The sequence below is a fragment of the Halosimplex litoreum genome (assembly GCF_016065055.1).
Taxonomy (GTDB): domain Archaea; phylum Halobacteriota; class Halobacteria; order Halobacteriales; family Haloarculaceae; genus Halosimplex; species Halosimplex litoreum.
Window position 1 is genome coordinate 172,845 of the sequence record NZ_CP065856.1, and the last position, 12,031, is coordinate 184,875.

11 protein-coding genes are annotated in these 12,031 nt (G+C 65.2%); 8 read left to right on the top strand and 3 right to left on the bottom strand.

Features of this window, described 5'->3' with window-relative positions:
- Positions 1-248: 248 nt before the first annotated feature.
- On the top strand, positions 249-797 hold the full coding sequence (locus I7X12_RS00855) for a winged helix-turn-helix domain-containing protein (protein ID WP_394355635.1): 549 nt from the start codon (positions 249-251) through the stop codon (positions 795-797).
- Complete coding sequence (locus tag I7X12_RS00860) at positions 794-1,270, top strand: hypothetical protein (RefSeq protein ID WP_198062010.1); 477 nt, start codon at positions 794-796, stop codon at positions 1,268-1,270. The genes I7X12_RS00855 and I7X12_RS00860 overlap by 4 nt, the downstream gene beginning before the upstream one ends.
- A 7-nt stretch (positions 1,271-1,277) precedes the next feature.
- Here the strand turns inward: I7X12_RS00860 and I7X12_RS00865 are convergent, their stop codons facing one another.
- Positions 1,278-1,502 (bottom strand): type II toxin-antitoxin system RelE family toxin, encoded by a 225-nt coding sequence (locus I7X12_RS00865; protein WP_198063752.1) that lies wholly within the window; start codon positions 1,500-1,502, stop codon positions 1,278-1,280.
- A 189-nt stretch (positions 1,503-1,691) separates the two neighbouring features.
- Here I7X12_RS00865 and I7X12_RS00870 point away from each other — a divergent pair, with 189 nt between their 5' ends.
- Both I7X12_RS00870 and I7X12_RS00875 read left to right on the top strand, forming a co-directional pair.
- Complete coding sequence (locus tag I7X12_RS00870) at positions 1,692-1,829, top strand: hypothetical protein (protein ID WP_198062011.1); 138 nt, start codon at positions 1,692-1,694, stop codon at positions 1,827-1,829.
- Positions 1,826-3,145, top strand: coding sequence for a transposase (locus tag I7X12_RS00875; protein ID WP_232342962.1), 1,320 nt, complete (start codon positions 1,826-1,828; stop codon positions 3,143-3,145). Before I7X12_RS00870 ends, I7X12_RS00875 begins: the two co-directional genes overlap by 4 nt.
- A gap of 127 nt (positions 3,146-3,272) precedes the next feature.
- Here the strand turns inward: I7X12_RS00875 and I7X12_RS00880 are convergent, their stop codons facing one another.
- On the bottom strand, positions 3,273-3,548 hold the full coding sequence (locus I7X12_RS00880; protein WP_198062012.1) for a ribbon-helix-helix domain-containing protein: 276 nt from the start codon (positions 3,546-3,548) through the stop codon (positions 3,273-3,275).
- Positions 3,549-3,817: 269 nt separating this feature from the next.
- Here I7X12_RS00880 and I7X12_RS00885 point away from each other — a divergent pair, with 269 nt between their 5' ends.
- Entirely contained in the window at positions 3,818-4,738 is a 921-nt protein-coding gene (locus I7X12_RS00885; RefSeq protein ID WP_198062013.1) for a polysaccharide deacetylase family protein, read from the top strand.
- 115 nt (positions 4,739-4,853) lie between these two features.
- On the opposite strand, the gene I7X12_RS00890 is transcribed toward I7X12_RS00885, so the two are convergent.
- A complete protein-coding gene (locus I7X12_RS00890; protein ID WP_232342964.1) occupies positions 4,854-6,104 on the bottom strand; it encodes a carboxylate--amine ligase in 1,251 nt (416 codons plus the stop codon).
- Positions 6,105-6,306: 202 nt separating this feature from the next.
- Between I7X12_RS00890 and I7X12_RS00895 the strand changes: the two genes are divergently transcribed.
- The 3 genes from I7X12_RS00895 to I7X12_RS00905 all read left to right on the top strand — a co-directional run bounded on the left by I7X12_RS00895 (position 6,307) and on the right by I7X12_RS00905 (position 11,699).
- A complete protein-coding gene (locus I7X12_RS00895; RefSeq protein ID WP_232342966.1) occupies positions 6,307-7,566 on the top strand; it encodes a glycoside hydrolase family protein in 1,260 nt (419 codons plus the stop codon).
- A 133-nt stretch (positions 7,567-7,699) separates the two neighbouring features.
- On the top strand, positions 7,700-8,881 hold the full coding sequence (locus tag I7X12_RS00900; protein ID WP_198062014.1) for a glycosyltransferase family 4 protein: 1,182 nt from the start codon (positions 7,700-7,702) through the stop codon (positions 8,879-8,881).
- A gap of 343 nt (positions 8,882-9,224) precedes the next feature.
- Entirely contained in the window at positions 9,225-11,699 is a 2,475-nt protein-coding gene (locus I7X12_RS00905) for a PKD domain-containing protein (protein ID WP_198062015.1), read from the top strand.
- Positions 11,700-12,031 lie beyond the last annotated feature (332 nt).

The window sequence follows — 12,031 nt, forward strand, 5'->3', positions numbered from 1 at the left end:
AGTGAATTTTGAGCGTCGAACAAGAGTTAATCTCCCTAATGGGTCTCGGTAACGGGAGAGGGCTTCTTGAGTTGAGGAACCGAGCGTTCGAACTCGGACCCGCGATTCGATGCCGACAGCGAGAGGACAGCGAAAATCAGTATGCTGGTCCGTGGATTCATATACTTGTGCAGCCTACCGTACCGTAGATGCCCGAAGACGAACCACGGGGTCGTCCCCAGGAAAGCGGGGGCGCTGATACGCGGGACGTGAACGAGGCCGTCGAAGCGGAGTGGGTCGACGAAACGACGCCGTTCGAACGAGTATACGAAGTCGTTCGACGGACGTACGAAGCCGAATCGGCCGACGAACTCGCCGATCGCGCCCGCGTCTCTCCGACGACCGCGCGAAAGCACCTTCGAACGCTCACCGATGCCGGCGAGGTCACGACGACCGAAGACGGGGGGACGACGCTGTACCGGCGGTCGGAGACGGCCATCGTGACGGAACACGCCCAGACACTCCTACAGGAGCGGTCGCCCGAAGCGATCAGCACCGGGATCGCCGAAATGAAGGCGACGATCCGGGGGTGGCGCGAGGAGTACGGCGTCGACTCGCCCGAGGAGTTCGCCCGCGAGTTGGCCGTGGCCGACGCCGACGGCGAACACGGGTCCGTACTCACCGAGTGGCAGACGACTCGGCGCAATCTCGCGCTCGCACAGGCGGCGTTAGCGATCGCCGACGCGCAACGCGACGGCCACCTCACGGGAACGGACGACGGAGACGGCGGCCACGGCGACTCCTCGCTGCCGGTATGACTGAAGACGGTCCGACAGCGGACGATACGGACGGACACTCCGAAGTGTTCGGTCCGATCGACGCCAGCGCACTCCGCGAGATCCGTGATCTGTTCCTCGACCACGAACCGCTCGTCGAAACCGCGTCACTGGACGACCCGCTGAACCCACAGACGCTGTCGATCGAACTCGCCGACGGTATCGGGGAGGCGGCGACCGCCAGGTTCGACGTGCGCTGGAGCCTCTCCGACAATTACGCGTTCCACTACAGGGACGCGCTCGGCCGAGATCTCCGGTTCGACTGCCATCCCAAACCCGACGCGCCGGCGCGGCATTTCCATCTGCCTCCGAACGCCCCGAGTCGACCGGTCGAACCCTCCTGTATCACCGTCATCGAAGTGTCACTGGTCGCTCGTGCAGTCGTTCGACTGTGGCGTGATGCCTACGAACGCGGTAGCCTAGACGGGATCAACGACGCGGAGAATCCGCCCTGAGATCCGTTCAGTCGTCATCAGCTGTGTACGCGCCTTCGCGTTTCCGGACGCTCTCGACGCGGAGTGTCTTCGACTCGTGGAGTAGGCGACAGCCCACTCGATATCCACCGACCCGAAGTTTTCGGTAAGGAGACCCCGTTAGCGGTTCGAGAAAATCGCTCGGCTCGCGCCACTCGGAGGAGACTACCTCGTCCAGCTTGTCCATGATCCTGTCCTGCGTGGACGGGTCTATCTTTTAACAGCGAGAGAATCCCGCCGTCGACGGCGCTTCGCGCCGTCTGCCCGTGGCGTCTTCGACGCCACGCTGTTCACGGCGGGCGTGAATCGCGTCACTCCACTACGCAAACCACGAGCGACAGCCCTCTGAATACCCCACGCCAACACGAACCATTAAGATACGAAGAAACGTACTGAAAAACGGATGCGGGTTGACATCGCCATCGACCGTAGAAGCGACCTCCACGAACGAGTGAAAGAATACTCTCGTGAGAACGGACTGCGAATGGACTTCGCATACGCCGAACTCGTCGAAGAAGGACTCGATACTGTTGAAGAATGAGTGAGGAATGCAAGACGCTCGAAGCGTATCTTGCTACACCCACTCAGCACAAGCAGCGCAAACTCCACGACGAACACGACCGATACGAAGCGTTGCTCCGAGAGAGCTTCAACGACGAGTGTGACACGATGACTGCCGTCAACGAGGTCGTCACAGGTGAAGACCTCAACTGGCACTCCAAAAATGCACTCAAACAATACGTACCAAACCTCCTTGACGAGGACACGTACAACGCGAGTCAACTCGCAGACACCCATCCAATCCGCTACGCCAACACCGCAGCCGTCTTCGACCACGATGACAACCGCCACCACGAGATCTGCTGGGAAGTCCCTCTTCCCGGTCGTGGAACGAACGTCTGGATACCGCTCCAGTTGAACCCAGAGCAAGAAGACTGGTGGCACTCTCTGATTGACGACGAAGACGGCAGCGTGTGCGCGGGCGAACTCCGTCTGCAACGCGACGGCAACCGTTGGGTGTTGCACGTCACGGCGAACTACGAAGTTGAACCAGACCACTCGTGTTCGCGCGTGAGTGACGACGTGACGCCAGTCGGGTTCGACGTGGGTGAGTCGAAACTCTTGGTGGGCTGTGCCCTCCGAGACGACACGCCCGTTGACCCGTTGTTCGTGGATGGTGGTCGCGTTCGACACCTCCGACAAAAACAAGCGAGCGCTGAAGACCGCTTGAAATCACGGTATGCTTCGAAACTCCTCGATGACCTCGTGTGGGGGCGGTGGCAAGGCACCATCGAAGATGAAATCGAGAAAGCCTCCAGACAGGCTGTCGAATACACCTCTCAGTTCGAGAACCCAGTTATTGTCCTCGAATACCTCGACGGAATCACCGACGAGGACATCGGGAAGTACTGGAACCGACGCCTCGGCAAGTGGCTGTTCTCCCGCTTACAGTCACGCATTGAGGATAAGGCAGCGGATCACGGCATTCCTGTGGAATACGTGTATCCGCATCACACGTCGAAGACGTGCCACGCCTGTCAACACATCGGGTACAGGCCGCATCAGGGCACGTTCAAGTGTACGAACGAGGAGTGTTGGGTGTCGGAGTATCAAGCGGATTTGAACGCAGCTGCGAACATAGCCAACCGGCTGAATCCGTGGGGAGAGAGCCTGCCCGTGAAATGGGTGGGCGATGACTCGCCACGGAGTGGGGGCCAGTGGCAGGCCCACGAAGACACGTCACCGAGAGAGGGACTCCTGTCCGAGAGGCGGGCTTCCGATGACAAGGTTTCGTCTAGCTCACCAGCAGTGGGAGCAGGGGCGGAGCCGGAGACCGGTGACGCGAACACGTCTTGAAACCTCAATCCAGCATCTTGCTGGTATTCCACCTGCGGTGGAAGCCCCGGCGTTCACGCCGGGCGAGGATGTCACCTGTGCGAACTGGGATTCTCCGCGCGGAGAGAACTTCCAGGTCCACCCGTCGTCACTCGGCGTCTGTCCCATACTTCTCCCGCATCTCCTCGCTCGAAGTCCCCTCACCCTTGTCGAACTGCGCTTCACTGATCGCCAGATCCTTCCAGACGCCCGCTCCCTCGGGATGATTTACGGAGTCGCGGAGCGCATAGCGAATAAACTCACTCCGGCTGTTGAATCCACGTTCGCGCCACGTCTCGTCGACCACGTCGAGAAACGACCGTGAAATTCGGAGATTGATCCGGTCGATCTCGGGATCGTTTCCGTCCGAATCGGTTTTCGACATACGTTCGTACGTCGGACGCACACACACAAACCACTACTGGCGCTCCCGGGACCCTCTGTCCGCCTGTCTCTTCGCTGGCGACTGGGTTCCCGTGAGTCGGTGTCCCACCCTCAGGACGCTTGCGGATATCCCGTCGATCATATCCACTCACTGCTCGCCCAACGGTTCGCCGGTGCGGATCGCTTTCGAGAGCCCTCGTATGGACTCTATAATTAAGCAGTCCATGCGCCACCTCTCGATCCGAACGAGCACACTCGGACGGATCCCCAATGAGCGATAGCGAACACGAGTTCGGTCTGTGTCTCACGCACGACGTGGACCGGCCGTACAAGACCTGGGCGCACGCGCTGTTCTACACCGCGCTGGAGCGAGACCCGAGCCACCTCAGCGCGCTCCGGTACGAGAGAAACCCCTACTGGCAGTTCGACCGGATCGCCCGACTCGAAGACGACCTCGGCGTCCGCTCGGCGTTTTACTTCCTCTCGGAGCCGTCGCTGCGCTCGAAATCCGCGTCACAGCTCCGCGACTGGAACGAGTGGGTCCAGCTGCTCTTCCGGTACGACCTCACCCAGCCGGAGCTCGCGGAGGCGATGTGGAAACTCGCCGACGGCGGCTGGGAGGTTGGCCTCCACGGTTCGTACGACTCCTACGACGACCGCGAGCGGCTGGCCCACGAGAAAGAGCGCATCGAACGCACCCTCGGCGAGGAGATCACGGGCGGTCGCCAGCACTACCTCAACCTCGACCCGCCCGCGTCGTGGCGCCACCACCGGGCGATCGGGCTCGACTACGACGCGAGCCTCGGCGCCGACACCTACGGCTTCCAGCACGGCTACGACGTGCGACGGCCGTTCGACGACGAGTTCGTCGTCTTCCCGCTGACGTTCATGGAGACGGACCTCCCCGACCCAGGTGAGTCGTTCGAGGCGGCGTGGGCCGTCTGCGCGGAGCTGCTCGAGGAGGCCGCGGCCAACGACGCCGTGATGACCGTCCTCTGGCACCCCCGCTACTTCGCGACCGACGAGTTTCCCGGCCACGCGCGGCTGTATCGCCGACTGATCGAGACGGCCGAGGAGATGGGCGCCTGGGTCGGGTCGCCCGGCGCGTACTACGAGCGATATCTCTCGGGCGAAGACGAGCGCGAGCGAGCCACGGCGACCGACGACCGAGCGGAGACGGCCGACGACTGAGCTAAGGCGACCGACGACTGAGTGGAAGCCATCGACGACCGAGCGGAACGGTTTCTCGACGGCCGCGGACTGCGGTGGGAGAAACCCCTCGGAGCGGCGGCGTCGCGCTCGACGTCTATGCGGGCGGCTCGTCGGTGGCCGTCCCGGCGACGTACTGTCTGCCACCGGACTCGTCCGAGGAGAGGGCGTTTCGGACGGCGTCGACGAAAAACTGCGGGTCGTCGAGTCGGATGTTGTCGAATCGAGGGTCCACGACGCACGAGGTGGCGATGTTCAGGAGCGTCTGTCCGAACGCCGGGCGGTCGAGGAACGGCGAGTCGTCGGTGCGGATGCTCAGCAGGTGCGAGAGTTCACCGTAGGCCATGTGCGTCCCGACCCCGGTCTCGTACGTCGGGTCGATCGCTTCGGGTCGACCCTGCGCCCGAAGCCAGTAGTAGTACGGGAAGTCGGCGTTCGCGCGGGTGGCGGCGGGCAGCGACTGCCAGACCCGCGGATTGAGTTCGAGGAACTTCCACTCGCCGGTCTCCTCGTCTCTGGCGTACTCCGCACAGACCAGGCCGTGCCAGTCGAGGTGCGAGAGCAGCCGGGTCGCCACCCGGTTGACCTCCTGGGAGTACGCGGACACGCGGTAGACCGCCCCGCCGCCGACCCAGGAGTTACTCCGGATCTGCTTGTGCTGGGACGACGCCAGCGGCTCCCCGTGGTCCCACAGCCCGCAGTACAGATACCGGTCGCTCTCGTGGATGTAGTCCTGGACGATGGGGTCGTGAGCCATCTCGGCGCGGATCGCATCCGGGTCGGGTTCCTCGCCCGCCCGGAGGAATCGGACGCTCCGGGACTCCTCGGCGTCGTCGGCCGACAGCGAGTCGACGTAGTCGCTCGTCAGCAGGTTGTACCGGGACTTGATCACCACGTCCGAGTCCCACTCGTCGACGTCGGAGAGCCGGCGCGTCCGCGCCTGCGGGACGCCCGCTCGTCGCGCCTCCTCGGAGAGCCGCATCCGGTCCTGGGCCTTCCCCAGGGTGTCGAGGTCGGGGGTCACGAGCGAGACGTACTCCTCGAACCGATCCCGGTACTTCGCGAAGAGATACGTGTCGCACTCCCGGATGGGGAGGATCGTCTCGACGTCCGACCGGGCGGCGATATCCAGCAGCGCGTCCCTGTAGGCGGTCAGCTCTTCGGGAGCCGCCGACAGCTGTACCTGTTCGGAACAGTACTGTGAGGCGAAATGAGGGATCTGCTCGTGCTCGGACGCCACGACCGTCCGGACGCCCCGCTGGGCGAGCGACCGCATGCACGCGTAACTCTTCATCTGTCGCGCCGTCGGGATGAGCACCGCGCCCTCCGAGTGCCGTCCGGTTGCCATGTTCGATAGGGGAGAAATCCTCGCACGCGGATATCAGTATACAGCCGCTAACGGGGCGTACTCGGTCGCTGTGGTCCGGGTGCAGGCAAGCTATAACAAAGTGCGAGAGCCGAAGATAGCCGGCCGAGACCCAGATGACCGATCCACGAGCCCGACGGGCGAGCCCGGAGGCGATTCCGTCGACCGGGAGCACTGAGCGACCATGAGCGGCCAGCGGGACCCTCCGGCGTCGGACCGCGAGCGCGAGGGACGGAACACCGGCGAGCGCGGTGTCGACACCGGTGGTCGAGACGTCGTGCGACCGACCTTCGAGGACACGCTGGCCTACGCCCGGGAACGCGACTACACCGGCTGGGACCTCTACGACGGCGAGAGCAGCCGGATCCTGCGAGCGCTCCCGGTCGACAGCAAGTGGCTCAACCTCGCCTTCCAGCAGTCGGTCCGTCGCTCGCCCGTGAACGTCCGGCCGCTGTTGTTCGTCGAACAGCGGCCCAATCCGATGGGGACCGCGCTGTTCTCGATGGCGAATCTCACCGCATACGACGTGACGGGCGACGAGCGCTACCGCGCCGACGCCCGCCGGCTCGCCGACTGGGTCGTCGAGAACCAGGTCGACGGCTACGGCGGGTTTTGCGTCGGCCACAGCCACCCCCTGCAGGGGCTCTCGAAGCGCACGACACCGGATATCCCCGGGGTCGTCGGGACGTCGTGGGCGACGAAAGCGCTGATCGCGGCCGGCGACCGCTTCGACGGGCCGTATCACGAGGTTGCGCGTAGCGCCGCCGACTTCGTGTTCGAGAGCCTCGACTACGGCGAGGCGCCCACCGGTGCGCGGATCGACTACAAGGCGACCGACACGGGCGACCACTACACGCTCAACGCCAACGCGCTCGGGGCGCGACTGCTGGTCGACCTCTACGACGCCTTCGGCGACGCGACACACCGGGCCCGCGCCGAGCGCATCCTCGAATACGTGGCCGCCCAGCAGACCGACCGCGGCGGCTGGATGTACCGCGACCCCCCGGAGGCCTCGCACCTCTCGATGGACAACTTCCACAACGGGTTCATCGTCCAGTCGTTCCTCCGGTACCGCGAGGTCTGCGACCCGGAAGCGTTCGCGACGACCGTCGACGACGCGGTCGCGTTCTACCGGGAACTGTTCACCGCCGACGGCGCGCCCCACTTCGACGAATCGAACGTCTACCCCCGGGACGTCCACTCCTCTTCCCAGGGGGCGATCGTCTTCTCGATGCTCGGCGAGTTCGACCGCGCCGAGACGATCCTCCGGTGGGCACGCGAAAATCTCTCGGACGGTCAGGGGCGATTCTTCCACGAGCAGCGGCGCTTCTACACCGACCGCACGACGCTGATGCGCTGGTGTCAAGCCTGGATGGCCTACGCGATGGGGGAGTATCTCCGCCGGTCGGAGACGGCGACCGCGAGCGGGCGCGTTCCGGCCTGACGTGACTGGGCGCGGGCCCGCGAGTCTCCGCCCGACGCGACCGCGCAGGCAGCGGCGGAAAGGGGGCGACGCGGACCGCGCGGGACCGGAATGGCGTCCATAACAAAAGTTCGCTCCCGAGAGGGCCCGATCGATGTCAGACAGTTCGGCGGGTGAGACGGTCCGGGCCGAAACGGTCGCCGGCGGGTCGTCCGAGGGCGTCCGACGACCGGGGGACGACCCCATCGAGTCGGACGCCGACCGAGCGGCGCCACGCATCCCCGATGGCTTCGAGGTACTGGTCGTCGGCCCGACCTACGGCGGCGGGATAGTGAGTTACATCTCCGAGCAGACCGAGCGGTTGGCCGAGTACCTGACGGTCACCGTTCACGACTCGGGCGCGCCGCCGGCGGGGTCGGGGATACGCCGGGTCCTCTACGGGCTGGTGATGGCGGTCGTCGCGCTCGCCCGATTCGCCACCCGTTCGCCTCCAGATATCGTCCACGTACACGCCTCACACCACTTTTCGTTCTACCGGAAGGGTCCGTACGTCTTCTTCGCGAGGCACGTCTGGGACGTGCCCGTCGTCGTCCACGTCCACGGGTCCGGGTTCGACGACTTCGTCGAGACGGATTCCCGAGCGGTCGCCGGGTATCAGCGGGCCGTGTTCGGCGCGTGCGACGAGATCGTCGTCCTCTCGGAGTCCTGGAAAGATATCGTGGCCGCCCGTACGTCCAGGTCGAAACTGCGCGTGATCCCCAACGCCGTCGACCCCGAGGACTACCGGGCAGAGCCGACCGACGACCACCCTCACTTCGTGTTCATTTCGAACCTGATCGAACGGAAGGGGACCGAGGAGTTCGCGTCGGCGGTCGAGACGCTGGCCGATCGCCACCCGGGAGCGTTCCGCGTCTCCATCGCGGGCGATGGCCCGCTGTCGGATCGGATCGAAGCGCTGGCCGCGGCCCACGACGAAGTCACGTATCACGGCTACGTCTCCGAGCAGCGAAAGCGGGAACTGCTCTCCGAGGGGTCGGTGTTCGTCCTCCCGACCTACGCGGAGGGGCTCCCGATCGCGATGCTGGAGGGAATGGCGGGTGCGAACGCCGTCGTCTCGACGGACGTCGCCGCGATCCCGGAAGTAATCGACGACGACCGTGGGGTCCTCGTCGACCCCGGCGACGTTCCAGCGCTGGTCGACGCAATCGAAGCGTTGCTGATCGACCCCGACCGGCGGACCCAGATGGCCGAGACCAACAGACGAACCGTCGAAGCCGAGTACTCCTGGCAATCGGCTGTCGACGAGCTCCTCCGGATGTACGCGAGCTACGCGTGACTCCTCGCCCGTCCCACGCGGGTTCACCGCCCCCTATCTCGCGAACCGGGTAGTCGCGCCGACCCCGTCTGTCCCTATCCTCGATCCACGGGGACGACCGCCCTCGACCGTCGGAAACAGGAGATTACCGCTGGAACCGGTCGGGAAAGCAGTTCCTAACGCCCGTGTTCGACGGTTTCGGACCGGACGGCCGCGGTAGACAGAGTGGGCTGTATCCGGGTACAATTTGGCTCGTTTCCGAGAGCAACTCACACGTTTGCGTGTATTATCCTGGGGTAACCGGAGCGAGAACGACACAGTTACCGAAAGAAGGGTTAATTCAGTATGGTAGGGATACCGGGCCATGTCGCCTCACAACGGCGAGGGTCACGGGCGCGATCGGAACGGGTACGATTACCCTACCGACGACGAGGAGGAGTACACACAGCATACCGAGAACGGGGCCGGGTTCGATCGGCGGTCGTTTCTGAAGTTCGCGGGGGTCGCCACGGCGGGGCTGGCCGCGACTGGGCTGTCCGGGACGGCCGGCGCCGTCCCGACGCGGGACAGTTTCTCTTTCGACCGAGTGGTGAACGCGGTCGAGGACCTGGGGATGGACCCGAACGGGAACACCCCTATCGACGACGCCCTCGACGGGGCGCTCCAGTCGGGGACGCTCGTCGAGTTCCCGCCGGGGACGTACTTCGTCCAGAACACCCACTCGATCGCCGGGATGTCGAACGTCGGGATCCGCGGGACCGGCGAGAACTGGCGCGACGTGACGTTTCGCTCCCCACAGGGGCGGGCGACCGGTCTGCTGTCGACCGGTGGGTCGGGCGGTCGAAACGTGCTCGTCGAGAACCTCTCCGTCGACAACAGAAACGACGACTCGACGCTCGTGTGGTTCCGCCTCAGCTGTCAGGGAGGGGTACTCGTCCGCGACGTGGAGTGGCTCGGGCGGACACCACCGGACGACGACAAGGGGTACAACCTCACCGTCGAGGCGTTCGACCGCGACGGCGTGAATCTCGTCGAGAACGTCCGCACTGGGCTCGACGCGTCGGCGACCACCGTCGAGTACCCGGACGGCGTTCAGTTCGTCCGCGGGGGCCCCTCGCACAAGGGTGAGACCGTCATCCGCGACGCGAAGATCCACAACCACAACTCGGCGGCCATGCGGTACACGCAGGGTGGCGTCGTCACGGTCGAGAACTCGGAGTTCGTGAACAACCAGAACGCCAACCTCCGGTTCACGGGCGGCGACCACCCCGACAAGCACTCCAGCGCGACCGGCTGTTACGTGAAAGTCGACGACAGCGCCACGGACGTCGGGGACGCGATCCGCGTCGACTCCTCCGGACAGGGACAGTCCGGCGCGGTGTTCCGGGATATCGTGATCGAGTGGGACGACCAGAGCGGCCGCGGCGTGATCGCCTTCCCGAGCTGGGGCGACCACGGGCGCGCGGAGTTCTACAACTGTGTCGTCCGCAACGACAGTCCCTCCGCCACCGTCAACGCCACCTCGACCTCGGCCTCCGACGACGCGGTCGTCTTCGAGAACTGCAGCTTCACGGGTGACGGCGGCGGTTTCTTCGCCGACGACCGGCCCGGTTCGGTCATCCGCGACTCCTGTATCGGCATCCCGGACGCGACGATCGAAGGGTTCGAGACGGAGAACGTGAGCGATTCCGCGTGCCGAACCCCCTCAGATGTCGAGGGAAACGGTAGCGGCGGTGACGAAACGTCCGACGAGACCGACGGGTCGGCAGAGACCGACAGCACCGACGAGACCACCGACCTCCCTAACGAACTCGTCGTCCAGGGGACGGGGACGGCGACGCGGTACGCGTTCACCGTCTCGGAGGAGTTAGCGCCTGTCGCGAGTACCATCGAGAGCCACGACACCGTCGACGGGTCGACCGTCGAGGCCTGGGTGACCACGTCATCGCACGTCGACGAGTTCGCGTTTGCCGGGTCGATCACGGCGTTCGAGTACCTCGAAGGCGGTCCCGCCGAGATCACGCTGAACGGCGAGTCGGTCGCGGCCGAAGACCTCGTCGACACCAACGATGGACCGACCGCCGAGGTGACCGTGACCGAGACCGACGGACTGACCGCGGAGCTGTCCGCCGAGGAGTCCTCGGACCCCGACGGCTCGATCGAATCCTACGAGTGGGCGGTCGGCGACGAGACCTACGCGGGGAGTACGGCCACGCACACGTTCGGCGACGCCGGGACCTACGCCGTCTCGCTGACCGTCAGCGACGACGACGGCGCGAGCGCCAGCGCCACGACCGACGTGTCCGTCAGCGACGAGTCCCGGCTGCGCATCCAGGGGGCGGGCACGCCCACGCAGGTCTTCGTCGAGGTCAGCGGCGAACTCACCGCCGTCGAGGACACTATCGAACCCTGGGACGAAGTCGGCGACGCCAGCGCCACCGTCTGGGTGACCGACTCCGAGGACGTCGACGAGTTCACGTTCACCGGCGAACTCACCACCGTCGAGTTCGACGGGGGCGACGCCGACATCTTCCTCGACGGGAGCGCCGTCGACCCCTCCTCGGTCGGCTCGACCGACGAGACGCCCAAAGACCTCGAGATCCGCGGGACCGGCGCGCCGACGCAGGTCGCCGTCGCAGTCGACGGCGAACTCACCGCCGTCGAGGACACCATCGAGGAGTGGGACGAAGTCGGCGATACCAGCGCGACAGTCTGGGTGACCGACGGCGATGACGTCGACCGGTTCACCTTCACGGGCGAGCTCACGACCCTCGAGTTCATCGAGGGGGAAGCCGCGGTCGCCGTCGACGGGACCGCAGTCGAGCCCTCCGAGCTGTAGGCTTCGGTTCCCGATCGGTCGCCCCCGCGTCGGATGCGATAGGCGATCGACCGGCACCGCGTCGGTACGGCCGTTCACTCTCAGCTAGCCGGGCTGACTGGATAGCGTTCCCACGGATCTCGCACGAGAGACGTTCGCATCCAGTTATAGGGAGCATTACAATGGGAACGATCGGTAATTATTCGAATCGAAATGAGACGGCGTTCGTTTCTGAGAGCGGTTCCGGCGGTCGCGGTCGGTGGGTGTGTCTCGCAACCGAACACGGCCGGGCAGGCGATCCCTTCGGCCGCCCCGACCGACGAGCGACCGCGGGAGCTGGCGGCTGGGCGTCT